Annotated in this window: 19 protein-coding genes; all 19 read right to left on the bottom strand. The window is 35.5% G+C overall.

The genetic code is table 11. From position 1 onward, the window contains the following. Positions 1 to 4: 4 nt before the first annotated feature. The 19 genes from NST14_RS03160 to NST14_RS03070 all read right to left on the bottom strand — a co-directional run bounded on the left by NST14_RS03160 (position 5) and on the right by NST14_RS03070 (position 18,624). Entirely contained in the window at positions 5 to 964 is a 960-nt protein-coding gene (locus tag NST14_RS03160; RefSeq protein WP_341118234.1) for a tyrosine-type recombinase/integrase, read from the bottom strand. Positions 965 to 1,291: 327 nt separating this feature from the next. Then, a complete protein-coding gene (locus NST14_RS03155; RefSeq protein ID WP_229143643.1) occupies positions 1,292 to 1,438 on the bottom strand; it encodes a hypothetical protein in 147 nt (48 codons plus the stop codon). After that, positions 1,438 to 2,049 (bottom strand): hypothetical protein, encoded by a 612-nt coding sequence (locus NST14_RS03150; RefSeq protein WP_341118230.1) that lies wholly within the window; start codon positions 2,047 to 2,049, stop codon positions 1,438 to 1,440. Before NST14_RS03150 ends, NST14_RS03155 begins: the two co-directional genes overlap by 1 nt. A 12-nt stretch (positions 2,050 to 2,061) precedes the next feature. Next, the gene (locus NST14_RS03145) at positions 2,062 to 3,381 is read right to left on the bottom strand and encodes a BppU family phage baseplate upper protein (protein ID WP_341118228.1); all 1,320 of its coding nucleotides are present in this window, start codon (positions 3,379 to 3,381) and stop codon (positions 2,062 to 2,064) included. A gap of 64 nt (positions 3,382 to 3,445) precedes the next feature. Continuing rightward, positions 3,446 to 5,866 carry a phage tail spike protein gene (locus tag NST14_RS03140; RefSeq protein ID WP_000631935.1) on the bottom strand — a complete coding sequence of 807 codons (2,421 nt, stop codon included), beginning with the start codon at positions 5,864 to 5,866 and terminating at the stop codon, positions 3,446 to 3,448. Continuing rightward, positions 5,863 to 6,546: a phage tail domain-containing protein gene (locus tag NST14_RS03135; RefSeq protein WP_000886390.1), complete on the bottom strand. Its 684-nt coding sequence runs from the start codon at positions 6,544 to 6,546 to the stop codon at positions 5,863 to 5,865. The genes NST14_RS03140 and NST14_RS03135 overlap by 4 nt, the downstream gene beginning before the upstream one ends. 1 nt (position 6,547) lies before the next feature. Next, complete coding sequence (locus tag NST14_RS03130) at positions 6,548 to 8,896, bottom strand: phage tail tape measure protein (protein WP_341118225.1); 2,349 nt, start codon at positions 8,894 to 8,896, stop codon at positions 6,548 to 6,550. 254 nt (positions 8,897 to 9,150) lie between these two features. After that, the gene (locus NST14_RS03125; RefSeq protein ID WP_001273474.1) at positions 9,151 to 10,728 is read right to left on the bottom strand and encodes a hypothetical protein; all 1,578 of its coding nucleotides are present in this window, start codon (positions 10,726 to 10,728) and stop codon (positions 9,151 to 9,153) included. 182 nt (positions 10,729 to 10,910) lie between these two features. Continuing rightward, positions 10,911 to 11,363 carry a hypothetical protein gene (locus NST14_RS03120; protein ID WP_098487665.1) on the bottom strand — a complete coding sequence of 151 codons (453 nt, stop codon included), beginning with the start codon at positions 11,361 to 11,363 and terminating at the stop codon, positions 10,911 to 10,913. 43 nt (positions 11,364 to 11,406) lie between these two features. Beyond that, positions 11,407 to 11,982: a hypothetical protein gene (locus NST14_RS03115; RefSeq protein ID WP_001140846.1), complete on the bottom strand. Its 576-nt coding sequence runs from the start codon at positions 11,980 to 11,982 to the stop codon at positions 11,407 to 11,409. 5 nt (positions 11,983 to 11,987) lie between these two features. Then, a complete protein-coding gene (locus NST14_RS03110; protein ID WP_000729815.1) occupies positions 11,988 to 12,410 on the bottom strand; it encodes a hypothetical protein in 423 nt (140 codons plus the stop codon). Continuing rightward, positions 12,400 to 12,786 carry a hypothetical protein gene (locus tag NST14_RS03105; RefSeq protein ID WP_341118222.1) on the bottom strand — a complete coding sequence of 129 codons (387 nt, stop codon included), beginning with the start codon at positions 12,784 to 12,786 and terminating at the stop codon, positions 12,400 to 12,402. Before NST14_RS03105 ends, NST14_RS03110 begins: the two co-directional genes overlap by 11 nt. Further along, positions 12,776 to 13,123 (bottom strand): head-tail adaptor protein, encoded by a 348-nt coding sequence (locus NST14_RS03100; protein ID WP_341118220.1) that lies wholly within the window; start codon positions 13,121 to 13,123, stop codon positions 12,776 to 12,778. Before NST14_RS03100 ends, NST14_RS03105 begins: the two co-directional genes overlap by 11 nt. Continuing rightward, positions 13,107 to 13,412 (bottom strand): head-tail connector protein, encoded by a 306-nt coding sequence (locus NST14_RS03095; protein ID WP_341118219.1) that lies wholly within the window; start codon positions 13,410 to 13,412, stop codon positions 13,107 to 13,109. The genes NST14_RS03100 and NST14_RS03095 overlap by 17 nt, the downstream gene beginning before the upstream one ends. A gap of 161 nt (positions 13,413 to 13,573) precedes the next feature. Continuing rightward, positions 13,574 to 14,707, bottom strand: a complete 1,134-nt coding sequence (locus NST14_RS03090; RefSeq protein WP_341118217.1) for a phage major capsid protein — start codon at positions 14,705 to 14,707, stop codon at positions 13,574 to 13,576. A gap of 38 nt (positions 14,708 to 14,745) precedes the next feature. Further along, entirely contained in the window at positions 14,746 to 15,474 is a 729-nt protein-coding gene (locus tag NST14_RS03085) for a head maturation protease, ClpP-related (RefSeq protein WP_048520069.1), read from the bottom strand. Next, complete coding sequence (locus tag NST14_RS03080) at positions 15,446 to 16,633, bottom strand: phage portal protein (protein ID WP_048520070.1); 1,188 nt, start codon at positions 16,631 to 16,633, stop codon at positions 15,446 to 15,448. The genes NST14_RS03085 and NST14_RS03080 overlap by 29 nt, the downstream gene beginning before the upstream one ends. 16 nt (positions 16,634 to 16,649) lie before the next feature. Beyond that, entirely contained in the window at positions 16,650 to 18,320 is a 1,671-nt protein-coding gene (locus NST14_RS03075; RefSeq protein WP_048520071.1) for a terminase TerL endonuclease subunit, read from the bottom strand. Then, positions 18,304 to 18,624 carry a P27 family phage terminase small subunit gene (locus NST14_RS03070; RefSeq protein ID WP_048520072.1) on the bottom strand — a complete coding sequence of 107 codons (321 nt, stop codon included), beginning with the start codon at positions 18,622 to 18,624 and terminating at the stop codon, positions 18,304 to 18,306. The genes NST14_RS03075 and NST14_RS03070 overlap by 17 nt, the downstream gene beginning before the upstream one ends. Positions 18,625 to 18,666 lie beyond the last annotated feature (42 nt).

The following is an 18,666-nucleotide window of genomic DNA, read 5'->3' as shown; positions in this document are numbered from 1 at the left end:
CCTTTTAAGCTGCAAAGCAACTTGGATCCATTCCGAAAATATCTGCAATATCTTCCTCACTCCTATCTTTTAAATAGGATTGTGTTGTCGAAATATCCGAATGATTTGCAAGTGATTTTAATTTTTCGAGTGGTACACCTTGAACTTTTAAATTATCTAATCTGCTATGACGAAAACAGTGAGGATTCATTTTATATTCCTTACCTTCTTTTTCGTATAACATCTTAGCAAATATCTTGCACCAATAATTAAATACGCTCTTATTTAACGTTCTTCGTTCACCATTCTTATAAACTCTTACAAACAAATCCGGAATAGTATCTTTACCTCGTTGATTTATATATAAACGAATACATTTCTGTACTCGGGGATTATAATACAATCTGAATTTCTTACCTCGCTTACCACGTACTACATTCGTAAAATAACGTTCTGTTAGTTCTTCTTTTTGAACTTGGTAAATTTCATTCTTCCTTGCTGCACTGTAGTAAGAAAGTGCCAAATAAGTCGCTAACATATATTTTTCTTGTTCAAGTAATTCATCGATTAACCACTCAATTTGTTCTTCAGTTATAAAAGTGATTTCTCTGACTGGATTCTTAGGTAGTCCTCTAACCCGTGAGCCTACATTAAATTCATAATCATAGTCGTCATCATCCGCACAAAACTCTAACGCGGACCTTAATGCACTCATCAGTCCATTTACACGTGCATTAGACATTCCTAGCTCTTGAAAAATAATAGATAAGTTTCGAATATCCTTACGTGTTAATTCAATTAGATTTTTATTTTCGAAGTGTTGATGTAATAGAAACAAAATAATTCGTAAATCCCAATGATATTGCTGTAAAGTGCTTGCCGCTTTCCCTTGTGCTTTCTTTTCGATTAGAAAATCTTTGACTAGGTTTTTGTTTTCTTGGCTAACATACTTTTCATAAATTGCTTGGTCTACTATTCGTTTCACACTGATCATCTCCTCAAAATAAAAAGAGAAGCGAAGTCGCTCCTCCTGATCTATGAATTGAATTTTTACTCAAAGCCGTATTTTGTTCAGTTTTAATTTGTTTTTATAATAAAACTACTAATTGATAAAGTGCTACCCATAAAACTATTGAGAATAAGCCACCCCAAAATAACCCTACAAAGAAATTAACGTCTTTTTTCATAATATATATCCTCTTATATCTATGTGTATTTTCCCTTAGAATATAATAGCATTGTGTACTAACGATGTATTACTTGTGTTTTTTTAATATATTTTTACCTGCTTATCAGAAAATAAAAAAGCCCACTATTGTGCGCTATCGGTAATTAAATCAGCTCTTCCATTATCAGTTAGGTATTTATCAATACGCTCCTTGTACACCTTCATTTTGATAATAATAAACGAATACGTAAAGGCTCCATCGATAACACGTTGTGCCATATATTCAGCCATTAGTTACTACCTCCTTCTTGTGTTTCTGGAGTATTAGAAATGATGAGATCATCAATCGCCGATTGCATAAGGACCAAGCGTTTCTTTAACTCTGCTAATTCATCTGGAGTTGGATTTTGTATAATCATTTCATCTATAGCTTGCTGCATTAATCCCTGCTGTTTCTTAATTTTTTCTAATTCCGATGGTTCTTCTGGTTGCGGTTCTTCTGGCTTCGGCTCAACTGTTTTCACCCATTTACCTTCCTTGAATACAGGTTCGTAAGCTAACCACGGGCAAACTTCTAAAGTACAGTTTTCAGGGATGTCAGGCTCATACCCTACAATGACATCCTCCTCGTATGGTACTTTAATAGGTTCATACTCTACGTTATACATCACACAATCAGGGCATTCTTCTTTAGGAATTGGTTCTGCTGCGTCCTCTTGATCCGACTCATACGTGCCATCTTCAATGGATTGGTGAAGCTCACAAAGTTTTTCTTCTGTGACAACTTCTTTTTGTTCTTCTCGGTAAAAAGTTTGTTTCTCGTAAATCGGTTTCTCATCGATGGGAATCATCTCAGTGAACTTCCCGTTTTCGTCATAACAATAACCATATTGTCTAGCCATGTGATCTCCTCCTTAGTTAACCACAAAAGTCTCTGTAATATAAACGTTCTTACCATTCACACCTAGTCTAACTGTCCCGTCTATGTTAAAAACTACATGGACAGACGTGCCGTCTGTAGCTAGGTAATGCCTGCTTAAAGTTGTAACAGGTCGCATATCAACAGGTAAAGTCGTCACTAAATTCGCCACCGAACCTGTTTTAAGCGCAATAGCCCCTGATATCGTAACTGTGTTCCCTCGTCTATCAGCTACAGGCAGAAAACTTGTATCAAAGTTAATTGCATCAGCTGTCAAGACTAAATCTGCCCGTCCGTCTTTATCTCGCATAGCTACAGGTTTATTTTTATAGGTAAACTTAGTATCACTTACAATTAAAGCTGTAGGTGCATCCCATGGAGCGCTTCCCCATCCCATGTAAGCCTCACCTACAACACCTGAATTGCCCCTTGCGTATCCAATACCTCCGACAGCGGCCTTTGATGTTTCATCAATATAGAGAATCCCTCTGGCACTTGGTGCGTTTGGCATCTCTTGGCGGATCATAGCGCCTGATGTTAATGTGATGTTTCCTGTCATCGTACCACCTGTAGTCTTCAATACGTTCCCATCAGATATAACACTAAATCTCTTGCCTACTGGGTCATATTGCCATACTCTCGCGGCGGATTTATAGTCGTATAAGATCAACTCCCCTGTCGTAGAAGTTTCTAGTCCGTACATCGTCCCCGCGGCATCTCTCCAACGGTAACCTTTGCTCTTAGACCCGACTGAAATATCCATGTCAACATTACCCGTCATCGTACCGCCTGACTTAGGAAGAGCGCCCTTTGCTAATTCCCCGGCTGCAATAAGTTTATCGAAATCCTCACCCTCAAAGTCTTTAAACTTCTCACCTGCGACCATGATTTTATCAAATATTTGAAACTCATTTGTAGATTCAATTGAGTCATTTGATGCAATTGAAGAACGTACTTTAAAACTAAAATCATAAGTATTCACACGTTTTCTTGTTCCATCTTCTGTGCGTTCAATAGAAATTTGACCTTTAACATCCCCAGCTTTCACAAGAGTCTGTGATGTTAATAAGACTTTAATTTTCCCTTTTTCTTTATCTAACAACTCCACTTCTTTATCTTGAAATACGACTGTTTTATCTGGTTTCTCAAAATATACAATGATTTTATCCGTGTCATTTAAAGTGAAGTTTGTTCCATCTTCAGTAATATTAAAGATAAGTTCTGAAATATTTAGATTGTTTTGGGAAAATTCTATATTAGAATGACTAATAGATTTCCGTGTATCTACAGTAATTTCGTATGACTGATTGTTCATTGATTACACTCCTTTTAATCAAAATAAAAAAGACCAGCTTATGAATGCTGCTCTGATTTCTCATTTATAATTTTTGAACTAACATTTTTTCTAAAACCTCAATTCTACGATTCATCTGTTTGTTTGCTTCTTTTAATGCATTGATTTCAGCATCCTTTGCAATTTTTTCTTCTTGAAACGCTCTAATTTGAAGAGATAAAGAAGAATATATTTCAGCTGCATTTCTTTCTTTTGTAACGAAACACTCAGGAGTATTTTCATCATCTGCAATCCAACCATATCGAATTGGAATATCATTTGTAGTAAATATAGTCGAATCGTCTTCTTGACGATTCATCCGCATTTCATACAATTGTTCCATTTCTGTTTTCAAATTATATTGTTGAATATTTAATCCCATAATTTTTTCTAAAGCATTAATCTGTACATCTTTAATGTTCGTTTTATACTTACGTTGTGATGATGTTTCAAAATTACTCGCCATTACAGGTGCATACGAAGTACCCGAACCAGATTTAACCTGTAATTTACCTGCATAACCAGGTACTGCTCCATTTCTAAGTAATAATGTTTGAAATCGTAAATCCGTTTCTCCATTGTTATCCACTACATCAAGCATATTTTTTCCGTTTAAGCTGCAAACAATAGAAGACTGACTTTCCAACCATACGGTTTTAGCCCCGCCGTTTAATGTTATCCCGCCCGTTGCCTCTGCCCAAAACGAGCCACCTTGCGCATAATGACCTATACCTTTACCAGATTTAACAGTTACATTACCATTCATTCCGGCACTAAGATTCAAATCACCTGATCTTTTGAAAGCAACTGAACTTACGAAATAAGGGTCTCCATAAGAATCTTTTCCATTTATTATTCCTAAGAATCCTTGCGTTGGCTGTTTACTTAAGACAACAGAACCGTCTTGAAAACTAGAATCCCCTCCCAATACAACTGTTGGTTGAATTTGACCTGTGCGATCATTATAGTATCCAAGAAAAACTCTGCATAAATCCGACTCCATTAAACGGATGAATTGCTTTTGAATGTGAACATAGTTCCAACCGTCGTTTGTGCGTAAGGTTGAACCAGTTACCTCACCGCCACGTACTAAATCACCAGTAAGTGTTCCAGCGGTAATAAAATCCGCAACAATTCGTCCATCATTTGTAATAGCTGTTCCATAGGGTCCATTTATTCCTCTAGAAGAATACCCCAATCCATTGATATTCCATTGCCAAACCTTTTTAGCAGTCATTTCATCCTTGGTATCCATAATTAAAATACGATCAGGATAAACACGAACATGCCCACCAAACCCAGAGTTAATAAGGTTTGTTGCGTTTTCCTTTGCGGCTTCTAATATAGAGCTGGGCATTTCTAAAATTTCATTTTGAATTTGATCTAATTTGCCAACCACATTTGTAAAAGACTCTTTAAAATTACCTAAAGTTATTTCTATATATTCTTTTTTTATTGGATCATATTTATAAGAAATAGCTTTCGCTTGAATATCAAGATTATCTTCTTTATGTTTAACAGTGACGGTATCACCTAAATATACCTGCTGTAAAACAGCATAATCTTTATACTCCTCTGTTTGAGAAAGTTCTTGGAATTCAACTTTATATGTAGCTTTTGGAAGATCAACCTTTTGAATCGTGTACATGTCCTCGGCGGCTCGACGTAATAATCTATACGCTTCCTCTAAAGGAACAGCATCTTTATCATCTGCATATTCACCAATTGCTGCTTTAATATGTTTAAATTCCATCACTCTTATTTTAGGGTGAGGGTATTTAATAATATTTGGACTATCTACATATTTTTCTGGAAGAAGTAGACCATCAAATCCTTGAGGCATAATTTTAGTGATAGGACTTTTCCAATCAACACTCCCTTCATAGCCAAGTAAATTTTTCTTATGTTCAATCACAACACCACGATTCATGCCACGATTTCTCAACATTTTCACATCAAAGTTATCTCTCTGTAACTCGCCGCCCCAACGATTTATAAATGAATTATCTTGCCCCTTATCTAAAAGAGCTTCGACCGGGTTTTTCCTTACGATACGCGCACTTGCTGTTGTTGTAATGTCAGAGTAAAAAACAAAAGGATGTTTGTATTGACACCCTGTAGATAAACGGTTCATTGCTCCGTTTCCATTTGTTGATTGTATAAATATATCTTCAATCAGATTTTCTGTTAAATCATAAAAAATGTGATAACATTGTACCGTTAATTCGCCCATATTTGGTCGTGGATTAACTACACGGAATAATTGTTCACCATCTGGTGTAGGGACTTTAATAATACTCATACCATCAATTTTGATTCCATGTGGTGCAAATAAAGGATAACTAAATGTAAATGCAAATAAACCGTTGAGTTCTTCCTCAACAGTTGCGTTATAAATATGTTTATCTAAAATACCAATTCCATTGTTAGTAAAATTAGTCTCATCTGCTTTGTATAGCGTAATCATAAATATCTCCACCGTGGTTTTATTTGTATATATTCAACATTTTCTGACCACTGTATGTTATTAGGTCCTACTTTTAGTATTGGAAATTCCCCTTCCATCACATTATTTAATGATACGGTATCTAAATATGCTTCTAATATCTCAGAATCTACTACTACAGAACCTATAACATTCTTTATTCTAAAAGAAATATCATTAATTGTTACTCTTAAATTTCCAACACCAACAATCCATAGTTTTGGTTCTGATTCGAACGTTCCAGGATTATAAATAACACCAGGCTTATCTAGTTTTAAACTTATATCTTCAGTGTATTCAAAAGGGTCAAGAGTAAATTCAACTTGAAACTCTCCATACTCTTCAATCTCATTTGCGATATCACCAATTTCTACAGATTTAATTTTTCGATACACATTATCATCAGTGAAATATAGTGTTTTGCCATTCATGAGCCATGCCTTGATGCGTCGGATTAAAGGTTTTATATTTTCTTCTTCCAATAAGTTAAACTTAATTTTTAAAGGGACGTCCTCGAACGCCCCTTTTTTTGTTAATGCACCATGTCTACCTGGTACTTCTATATATTCTATTTTTTGTTTTGCTGTTGGAATAGCGGGACGATCTACCATGCATATTTTATAGTCACTCGCTAATTCCTTATCAATTCCCATATCTAGCAAATCAATTCCTCCCTATTCCAATATTTAAGTTACGTCCTTTTTGCGTAAACCAATCATCGGCTTTTTCAAACATGCGGTCAATATCTTTATCATTTCGTACAGTATTATAAAAATTAACTTCAATTGGTTGCTGATTAGCACCACCAGAAGTTGTTACAGCCATATTAGGTACACTTTGTAAAAGTGCTTCTCCTAATGCGTTTGATCCATCATCAGCGTTAATTTTGGATAATTGAGAAGCTACATTTTGGATTGTATTAGCTACACTTTGCTTCATGGTTTCTACAACCTCAAACAATTGATTATTCGAAGGCAAATTCTGCATTGTAGCCGCAATTCCTTCACCAATTGATCCGAGTGTTTTTTTATTCAAAGGTAACACCGCTTCCGGTCCGGCTTCGCCAGCACCTTGTAAATTTCCACCGTTCATCCCGAAAATTGTGGGCTTAGTGAAGATGCCACCTTTTGCATACCAGTCTACGTTAATACCCGCTGGAATAGTAAAAGCTTTTCCCATAAATGTCATTGTGCTAGTTTGCAAGCTAAAGTGTGGTAATTTCGGCATTGTAGGACTAGGAATTCTCAGTTTTAAATTACTAAAGAATCCTTTGATTTTATCAATAAAACCGCCCACCTTATTAACCGCTTCCCTAATTGGATCAACAATATAGTTCTTTGCTGCTTCAAACTTTTCGAGAGCCGCATTTTTCACAGAATCAAATTTTGTTCTTGCTGCATTAGCTAAACTATCAAATTTTTCCCTCGTTGAATTGTAGGCTGAAATAACTGGATTGATTATATATTTATAAACTAACTGCCACGCTGCAAGTGTATAAGATTTTATAGATTCCCAATTCCCTAATATCCAGTTGGCTAAATCCGAAATCTTTTGTTTCGTCCAGCTCCACAATTCTTGGACTGGTTGAATTACATACTGTTTTATCAATTTCCACCCTGCTAGTGTGTAAGATTTCGCTAATTCCCACTGTGAACCAAGCCAAGAAACTAAATCACTAAATTTCCGCTTCACTAAAGCCCAAGTTTCCAGGACTGGTTGAATAATATATTGCTTGAATAATCCCCAAGCAACTTGCGCCATAGCCTTGGCAATTTCCCACTGCGTACCAAGCCATGTAACCAATTCTCCAATTTTTGCACGTACCGAATTATAAGCGTCTTGAATTGGTTGGATAATATATTGAGATATTAACATCCAAGCAATTTGTGCTCCCGCTTGTATTAATAACCACCCTGCCTCAAGAATCGTAGAAATAAACGAAATAATAGGATCTAAGAATGTAACTATAGAATTCCATGTTTCTTGCCATTTTTGGAACAATTGCATAAAGAATTGAGATGCCGTTCCAACTAAGTTCGACCACCAAGTTGACGCCGTTTCAACCAAAGAAGAGAGCCACCCTACTACTGTTTCAACTAAAGAAGATAACCATGAGGAAGCCGTCTCTACTAAAGATGCCCAATAAGTCAATGCCGTTTCAACCAAGGAAGAGAACCATATTTTCGTTGATTCTACTAAAGATGACCACCAGCCAGACACTGATTCTACAAGAATAGATAACCAAGTTGATGCCGTTTCAACTATTCCGCTCCAAATTTGCGATAGATATTCGCCTATAGAATTAAAAATATCGATCGTCCATTTTTTTATGGAATCAAAATTTTCATATATCGTAATACTTAAAGCGACTACCGCGGCTACAATGACGGCAAATAGAGCTATCCATCCCATCATGGCAGCCCCTATCCCCGATATAACGACAACTATTGGTGCTAACGCCATAAATGCTCCTGAAATCACACCAATAGCTACTGCTACAGCTGCTAATGTAGCCGCTAATTTAGGGTTGTTAGAAATCCAATCTGCGATTTTAGCAACAACATCAGCTATAACCCCAAGAACAGGTTTGAGAGCCGTTTGCAAGTCTTGCATTGCCTTTTGGAACTTAACTGCTGGGTTCGCATCCATTTTCTTAATGGAATCATTCAATTGTTCCTGCTGCTTTCCGAAATCAATAGTTTTATCTTTCGCGCCTAGCAAAGTATTAATAATGTTTTGCCCTTGATCTTCATACATTGTTCCGAAAAACTTAACACCTAATTCATTCCGTTTGGTTTCATCGTCAACCTCTGATAAAGCCTTTGCAATTTCAGTCATTGCTACTGAACCTGCTTTACCACCGTTTGCTACAGCTACTCCCCATTTTTGAACCTGTTCTGCTGAAATTTTTGTACCTTCAAGAGCTTCTGTCATAGCTTTATCGACACCTTGACCGAATTCAGCCGCTTTAATACGACCTTCTTTCAGACCATCTAAGAGATTATCAATCATTTATATTCAACGTGATTCGCAACGTCACGCCCGTTCTCTTATGAACTGCTATACGTCACCGCATAGATTAGACTATATCTTCAACTACTTGAGTTGCTCCCCGTTTCGAGTGTCATTTGCTTACACCCTACGTCTTTCGACTAGTCGTTGCACGTTCCTTAATAAAAAGGCTTCGCTCAGTATTGTCTCATTTGAGAGTTTCACTGAATTAAAGGAGTTTTTCATTGTATGTCGCCATACAAGGGAACTATAATCTAATTCCAGGTGCCTGTTTCAACCCCAGCTGCCATAATCGCTTGTACTTCTTCAGCATTGTAGCCAGCTCGCGTAAGCTGCCCGCCGTATTCAGCAATGATATCTAATTGTTCTGGTGGGAAACCCATATTAAGCAAGGCATTTGTTAATCCAAGAGCGCCTTCCTGTGTAAGACCTAATTCGCTACCTACTTCATTTACCTCTTGAATTAATTCCGTGAAATCAATACCTGCATATGATTGAGAAATAACAGCTGCGCTTTTTACAAAAGAAGCATTTGCTTCATCACTAACATCTTTATTTAATGCCCATTGTCTCCTTACACCTTCAAGAGCTTCTTCAGCATCTAATCCATATGCTGAAATGCCCCTTACAGCTTCCTCTACAGATTTTTTAGAGGATTCCGGGACATTGAAACTTATGTCAATTTTGGTTTGTAGCTTTGACATATCCATCGATTTTTCAATAGCGGCTGCAATTCCGCCACCTGCTGCCATACCACCGATAACATTTTCAAGTCCTACTTTTAGCCCTTCAAACTTCTTCTCTGTTCTTTCGGCTTCTTGCTGCAGGTTTCTTAATTCATTTTGCACTTGCCGTATTGAATTACCATCATCTACAGACCGGAGAGCCCTTTGTAATTTCTCTATATCCGTTTCTGCTCCTAATGCTTCCCGTCCAATACGTTTAATAGCCTCATCTAATTGAGAAGATGAGGCTGTTCCTTGCTTAATCGCTGACGTTAAATGACCACCTAATGCATTCGCAAAATGATCTACACTAGTTCCAGTTGCTTCAAAAAGAGTTTCTAATTGCTTGGTTGAACTTGCTACTCTTTTTGCTTCATCTTCTTGTTCTTTCAGACTTCGATTTGTGGTTTCAATTTGGTTTTTCAGTTGTTGCTCTGCTGTATTTAACTGTAATAACTTCGTTTCTAGTTTATTAACTTCAGCGGAATTTTCACCATACTGTGATTTAGCTGCCGCTAACTGTTGTTCACAGTTTTTCGTTTGTTGTGCGGCGTTTTGTTGCGCTTGACTTAGGTACTGAAGCTTTGCACCTAACTTTTCTGATTCTGTAGCGTTATTGCCTAATGATGCGCGTTGCAAATCATACTCTGCACGTAATTTCGCTGATTTATTTACAAGCTCTGTTTCTTCTGTTCCTAGTTTATTTATAGCTTGTGCTGTACTACTGTTTTGTTGCTCTAATCTTTGTAAAGCTGATTCGGTTTCTTTGATCTGATTCGAAAATTTTTGTTCAGCAATTTGAGCGTTTCCTAGCTGACGAGATAATTTTTCAACTTCAGTAGAATTTTCACCATACATTTCTTTAGCTTTACTTAATTGCTGTTCTGTAGCTGCAACCTTTTGTGCAGCTAATTGCTGTTGCTGTTGTAAGTATCCTAACTTAGCATTTAATTTTTCGGTTTCTGTCCCACTTAATTTAAGTTGTTCTTGTTGCAATGTGAACTCTTGGCGTAACTTAGAACTTTCATTCTTCATTTCGCCCATTGCTTTATTAAATTCTTGATTAAAAACCTTAAACGTTATTCTTGACTCTGGTCCATTCGCCATATTTTCACCTGCCTTTTCTTAGCGTGGATTAGCTTTCCAACTATCAAAGGCAAGCTTCCCTTCTGCTATTCGCTCCACCGATGCGACGGGAAAATGCCAAAAAACTTCTGGATCAATCCCATAAATTAAAACGTAGAGAACATATTTGTCCTCTACGCATTCAATGTTTATTTTCGGTGGCTTTATTTCTTTTTTCCGCCAGACTTTGCACTACCCGCTAAACCTTTAGCAAAATTATTTTTCTTTCCATTTGTTATATTTGAAATTAACTTAGAATACAGCTCCATTGTTTCTTCAAAAGAATAATGGAATATTTCAATGAATTCTTCAAAGTTATATGGAAATTGTTTATTCGCCCCAAGGCATCCTAAATAAATAATTTTTTGCATCTCAATTTCATTGAAACCCTGTAATGCATCGCTATCGATTTCGTTTGGATTCACGTTTGCTAAATTATTCATTTTAAATAAACTTTGCATAAGTGATTGTTCGATTAAACCTAAACTTTGTCCTCGTTGCATTGCAGCATTCGTAATAAAGCAAGGAACTGTTTGATGATTTTTTTCAATTGCCTTAAAGTACCCATCTACATTTACAACTTCTACTTCTTTTAATTTTACGATTTCGACTTTCATAGGTTACTTGTCCCCTTTTTTGATTGAGTTGTTACTGTTATTTTTACAGTTTTACAAGACTTGGCGTGAATTGTGTATGCCATTTCTCTTTTACCTGCACATCGTCCACTTCATCAAATAATGCTTCATAATAAAATTCACCGTTACTATCTTTAAGTGCTGTAAATTCTAATTCCGTTTCTGCTAATTCATCCGCACCGTTTTCTACCTTGAATTTGAATCCCGTCGTAGATGCACAGTTAGAAAAGGCAACCATTTTCTTTAAATCTGCAAATTCATCAATTACATCCGCTGTTAAAACAAATGATTTTCCTTTTGATTTTGTCCCGTAAGACCATACACCAGCTTTTAAGCCCTCTGTCTTAATTCCAAAAATCTTTCTAAGTACGTCTACACGTAAATGACCAGAAAGAGTCAAAGTCATTTTAGTAGGCTTAGAAACCTTTTTAACCTCTAACCCTTCGCATTTTTTTACCATCTCAAGCATTTCCGTTTCACCTTCAATTGTTCCGACGCAACCGAACTTTGTTCCGGTTTGCTGAACACCACCTTCAATAAATTGAATACCTACGTTTGTAAATGACATAGAATCAAATTCTTCAATAACTGTTTTTGCCATTATGATTAACCTCCTAATGTTTGATTGATAACCTTATCTAATTCTGTATTTAAGCGTTCTGATATCTTCGGCGTAGCTGTTTGCAAACCACGCTCTAATATTTTTCGCGGTGTGTTTTTCTTTGAATTTCCTATCCCTAAATCGGGATACTTTAAATAATTGAATCTAGGTGTTGGGCGAATCATAAAACCTAAGTTTAATTTGCTATTCGTTAAAGCTTTTTGATCTTTGGCGTGTTTTTTATTTCTCACTCGCCCTTTCCACGTAGAAACTGGAATTTTAGGCTGAATGAACTCGACTGCAAGATTCACACCGTCAGTATGCAAAACTCTATTAAGTGTTTGCTCTGATTTCCTTGGTATTTGTTTCATTTTTCTTTCTAAGGCTTCAATATCACCAAACTCAACACTCCATGAATTAGCAGCCATATTTAACACTTCTCGTTACATAAATTTCAATTTCATCAACGTATTCGTCAGTTTCTCCTTTTTGAATAGATGTTTTATCAGAACGCTGAAAAGAATGTCCTGTAGCTTCAAGTGTTGCAATAATATCTAGCATTCTTTCGTCTAAGTCATCTCGATTTTCAGAGTAATAACGAATTAAAACGTGTTGCCTAAGTGTGAATTGGTTTTCTGTTTTTTCAAAGCCACCTGTTTCAAATATGAAGTAATGATAATTTTCTTCTTCATCTTCACTTACTTGATCCTGGTAAATCTCTACATTGAATGCTTCATTTAATTTTTTTATTAACAAGCTATTCATTTTCTGGAGTCGCTTTTTTGATTGTTCGTTACTCAGCAATATGTCCACCTACTTCCTGTAAATAGAAATATAAATACTGTTTATCTGAATCAACTTTTATGACATCGTATTCCAATTGATCTATAACTACTTTTAATTTGTTTTTATTAACAGAACGAAATGAAGGAGGGAATAAAGTCTTTACCTTTTTATCTAACTTTGCATTTAATAATCCGCAAGATTGATAGTCACTGTCCCTTGCTGACAATTCTCTAAAAGCTAGTTTTCCTTCTTCTGAAAAAATACCTTTGATCCGCTTTGCATTTTCACTACGCTTCGTTTCTGTACGTCCGTATTTTAGAAAACCATCATTAAATGTTTCATTGTATGACTTCACCTTTTGCCCTCTCTTTCAAGGCAGATTCTATAATTAAACGCTGCAATTCTCCTCGGAAATTCTTTTCAAAATCCTCCAAGGCGTTGTTATACTCATATCTGCATCGTTCAATAAGTAATTGCTTAACTTGATCTTCTTCTTCAAAAGAAAAAGACGTACCACAAAGTTTTTGTAAATACGCCTTTCCACGTTCAATTGTTTTTATTAATTGTTTATCTTCATCATTCCAAGTGATCCTTAAACGGCTTTTCACATCTTCAAGTAATGCTTCACTTAATGTTTGTTCCATTTTAATCACCACTTGTTGCTGCTTCTTCTACAATTTTTCGGATATCCTCTTTTAATGTCGCTGAAGAAATATCTATATTATATTGATTTGCATAAGCAACTAATTCTGGTTTTAACATACTATTAAAATCAACTTCCTCCACTCTTAATGTGGAGGATTTATTAGGGTGTAGGCGTTTCATTATCAGCATTTAAACCACTGATATCAAATACTAAGAATGATTCGTTATCTTTCGGACGACCATTCGCATATTGTTTAGATAGATACACTGTTTCATCTTCTAAGAATTTATATTCTGTTGATGTTTCAATTTTTTGAGTTGAACCAACACCCATAAAATAATCTCGTGCAATTCCTGCAACCATTTTTCCTTTTGGAACAGCTAGAGATTGAAGAACTGTTGCTGGAATTGGTAATACACCAGATACATATGCACCATTTTGTGTTAAGAACGTTGTTGCTGGAAAGATTTTTTCCCAATAATCAAGTGGATTCACAATCATTAACGCATTACTTACTGCACGACGACCATCTTTTGTAAGTGGTGCCATTACTTCTTTACCTAATGCTTTGGGCGATAAACTAGTAAGTGCGATTGCCTTTTTATCTGGATAAACACCTGCAGTAACTGCTCCATTAAGATCTTTCATCATTCCAATCGGTTGATCTTTACCAGTACCATTTACAATTGCCTCTTCTAATGCAATAGCCATTGATTCAGTTAAAATTTCACGAACATAACGATCCAACCAAATCGGGCCCAAATCTAACATTGCGTTACAAACTGGAACGTATGCGCTTAGTTTATATAGATTAGTTGTTATAACTTCAAATCCATCATCCAATAATTCTTTAATTTCTTCACAAAGTTTTCCCCACCAAGCAGACTGTACATTTCCCTTTTTGACAATCCAGTCTGTAACGCCAGTAGTATTTACAAATTCAATGTAGTTCAATAGTGCGTGGTTTGTACGTAAATATTCAAATACACGTTCGAATACAGTTGCCGGAACTAACGTTTCTACACCTGCAAAACCTTTATTAGCAATAACAGTGTTGTAATATGTTTGTTCATCTTTCGTTAAAACTTGTAGCCCTCTACTTACCATTACTTGTTGATCTGTTAAATCTTCGTTTACAGCTTGTCGCGCTTCATTGATAATGTTTTCTTGAATAGAGTTTGCAAAATCAATCATAGCGGTCGCTGCTTGTTCCTCATCACCACTATTCATTGCATTTAATAACTTCTCTCTCATTTCATTTTGTTTTTGAGTTTCACGATCTAAATTTTTCATTTTTAAATTCCTCCTATTTTTATACAAAATAAAAAACACTACCGTTTCGGAGTGTTTAAAGCTGTTAGTAATGTAAATAATGCGTTTTTGCTATTATGAGTAGTTTCTTTTGGTTCTTCTTGTTTTTTGACGGATGACTTATATTTGTTTAATATCTTTGCCTTTGGTTCTAACTCATCACCTTCATCATCTTCTGGGATTTCTATTTCATCTGAAATTTCATCACAGAAACCAAACGTTTTACATTCTTCAGCGGTTAACCAAGTCTCTTCTGCTAGCAGTGTTTCAAGTTCACTTTTCTCTCCTACAAAACGAGTTGTATAACTTTCTGTTACTGCCGTATCAATTTTTTCTAATTGATTAGCTACTTTTCTTAAATCCTCTGAATTACCTGCTGCATATGTCCATGCCTTGTGAATCATCATCATCGTATTTTTCGGCATAATAATTTTATCTGCTGCCATTGCGATAACAGAACCACCTGATGCCGCTAAACCATCAATATAAACATTAACCTTCGCTTTATGATTTTTAAGAAGATTATGGATTGCAATAGATTCGAATACATCACCACCTGGTGAATTGATATGAATATTAATCGTACCGGTAGAAATGTTGTCCAATTTATATTTCACGTCATCAGCCGTAATATCAGCAAACCAACCTGAACCAATAGAACCATATAAAAACAGGTCGGTTTCATCATTTTCTACTTTATTAAATACTTCAAAACGTTTATTAATTTTTGGAATTTGGATTGTTGTCACCTTTTACACCTCCTTTCATCGCTTCTGCGCTTTCAACTGATTCATAGTTCTTAGTAACATAACGCATTTCTGCCCATTCCTCATCTATAGGTTCACGCCCTAACATTCGTAAAATATCATTAATTGAATTTACACCAATTCGGAAAAATACATCACAAGCATTTGCAAGCTCTGTAATGTCCACATGTTTAATTCGACTTGTATCAACTTTCAAATATGTTCGCCCTAAGTACTCTTCTTTTGTATAAAACTTCCGATTTATTTCATCTGTAATTAATTCTATAAGTGGATTGATACAAAACATAAGGAAATTATCCGTTTGTTTAGATACATCAACCACATCACCTTTTAACATTCCTTTTGGTACATGAAAAGCCATAGAAACAAAATCAATAATGTCATCTACCAATGATTTAATATCTCGACTATCTAATTTATTTCCCTTTGAAGTATTGCTGAAATTATCTAATTCGTATCCATCTTGTAATTGGAAAACGGCACCTGCATTATCCGCTTCGAAAAATGTTTTAAACTGGTCATTAAACATTGCATCAATTTGTTCTTGCATCTCATCAGTTTGTGGTCTTAAAAAATCGCCTTTCACTACAACTCGCATAGCATTAGAGCGCTTATAAATGTTCGTTGCAGAAGTAATTAACTTTCCCCAGCTTCCATATAAACCATCTATTACATTCATGATATTTTCATCATTTAATTGAAAGTAAAAAACTTCACTCTCTTTAAATACCTTCTGGGTAAAAGTGAAATCATTTATTGTAACGTTTGTATACCAATTTTCTCTTAATGCAAATTCTTCTTTATTGAAGCTATCGGCTACATAAAGTTGATCGTTATGCATTATTACTAAACACTCGTTATCATAAATCAAATGTGAAACTAAGCTATGCATAAATTGAGATGCGTTTTGATTTTGATTTGGCTGTACATTAAATAAATAATGGTTTTCATTTCGGACTTCTTTTCCTTTTTCAAAAGTTTGGAACTCACAACGTACAAGCGTGTTCGCAATTAGATCTACACAAGTATTTACAGCTAATTTTTTAAAATAAAAATCAAGAGAAGACTCATACAAATAACTTTTTAGTACTTCCCTGTTTCTCTTTCCAAACCAACCGCCTATCCAATCTATTAATCCCATTCCTTCACCTACCTTTCTAATAAGTTCTTACTTTGAACGTTCCCGGAGTGAGTTGTTTATGTTCACTTAATTCCGAATCAAAATTTAAGGCATGCAAAAAGGCGAAAAACCCATCTGTTTTCCGCTTTTCTTTATCAATCTTTTTATATTCAATATTTCCATTCATTTTTTCTTCTTTGTATACATTACCAACATACCAACGCATAAGAGGATCATCGCCAAAAACAATTGTTTGCTTAATAAACATCTCCTCTACAAGCGGGGCTAACATGCTATGTGTGGCTGGTCCACGACGTACAATTTCAACTTCAAATCCTGCTGTAGTTAATGCTTCTTTTAAAATTGTAGAACGATACAAGTCCATGCTAACTTTCTTAATACGATATGTCTTATTCATCATGACAAACCAATTTAATACATGTTCTGCACTTATTGATTTATCATATACAACCGTTAACAGACCTTTTTCAATAGCTATTTTAATTATGTCTTGATTAATGTCTTGTAATTTAGGAGCTGTATGATGCATGAATGTATGTTGCATCCAATAACGTTTCCCGTCTTTTTTAAATAAAATCCCTACTGAACAAAAGTCGCGTATTTGCGCAAAGTCAACAGCTCCTATACATTCTATTCCTTGGATATCGTCAGGAAATGGCTGCTCTGTAGCTAACCTTTCCTCATAGGTAGCAACTTCTTTCCTTGTATCCTCGACAGGTAAATTCATTCTTTTTGTCATGAACTCAATTCGCAATGCACTATTGCGTTTCATATCGTGATATTCTTTACGCATTTTATGCTGTAAATTTTCATTATATCGATATGAAGGATTTGCCTTTTCCCACATTGACTCATCATGAACTTCTTGTTCCTCATCCAGTTTGCATATAAAAGGAAATAGTGTAGAGTCCGGTAATTCTTTATTCAAAACCATTTGTGCTTCTTCTTTCATATCATCCAGCACTCCACCACGAACATTTCCATCTGTCGTAATATAGAAAATCCTTGGGTCTTTCTTTTTACCTAGGCCGGATGTAAAGACTTTTATATTCGAATAGTCCTCATACTCATGTAACTCATCAAATATAACAGTTCCACTTCGCTTACCATCTTTCGTACGAGCATTTGACGTATTAAATTCAAACTTAGACTTTGTTTTTATATGTTTAATGAGTATTTTTGATTTGTAAAAAACTTTTTTTAACTTTCTTGCAAATTTAGGAGTTTCTAAAATATTTAACACATCTTCGAATGATGTTTTCGCCTGATCTTCTGAAGTCGCCACAATGTCTATATCATAATTTTTAATTCCATGATGACCACTTAACATATAAAAGCAATCATAACTGATATACCCGTTTTTACCTGCCCCACGACCAAGTAATAACAAATACCTGTCAAACATAAGACGACCATCTGCATAACGCACACCGTAAATAAACGCATTACAGAACCTCTGCCAAGCAAAAAGAGAAAAAGGAAAGTAAGGGGCTGGCTTCTCTACTGATTTTTCAATAGCCTCTGCATCAATCACCACACCTGGTTTGTCTAACTTCCAACGAAGAAACTTCATAAGTAGCTTTTGTTCTTTGCAACTTTGAATTTCTCCATTCTCAACCATGCGCATATACTCATCGATGTATGGATGATATTGATATGTAGTTGGAAATCTAGATGTCATCGTCATCAGTACCTTCATCATATATTGGTTCTTTCAAGCCAAGCACTTTCAATAATTCCGTCATGCGCTTGTTTGTCTCACGAAATTCTTTTGTAGCTGGATTAGCCTTGACTCCCTTTTGACTCTCACTGTTTTGCCATTCAATCATAGGTCCATTCTTTTTCATTTCTCTTGCTAACTTATTTTTCGCATCAAACAATGTCATGTAATCATCAACAAGATCAACGTAGTGCATACCATGCAAACCGCTATTTTCCAATTGTTGTAATAAATCTTGCTTTATCTGTGCTTTTTTTGATAGTTTTCGCACAAGTACCCCCCCTCTTACTTTTTAATTCGCAAAAATGTTTTA

This window comes from Bacillus sp. FSL W8-0519, assembly GCF_038005585.1.
In the GTDB taxonomy this organism is placed as follows: domain Bacteria; phylum Bacillota; class Bacilli; order Bacillales; family Bacillaceae_G; genus Bacillus_A; species Bacillus_A paranthracis.
The sequence above is the reverse complement of the archived record's forward strand: the minus strand, read 5'-3'. Positions and strand labels throughout refer to the sequence as shown.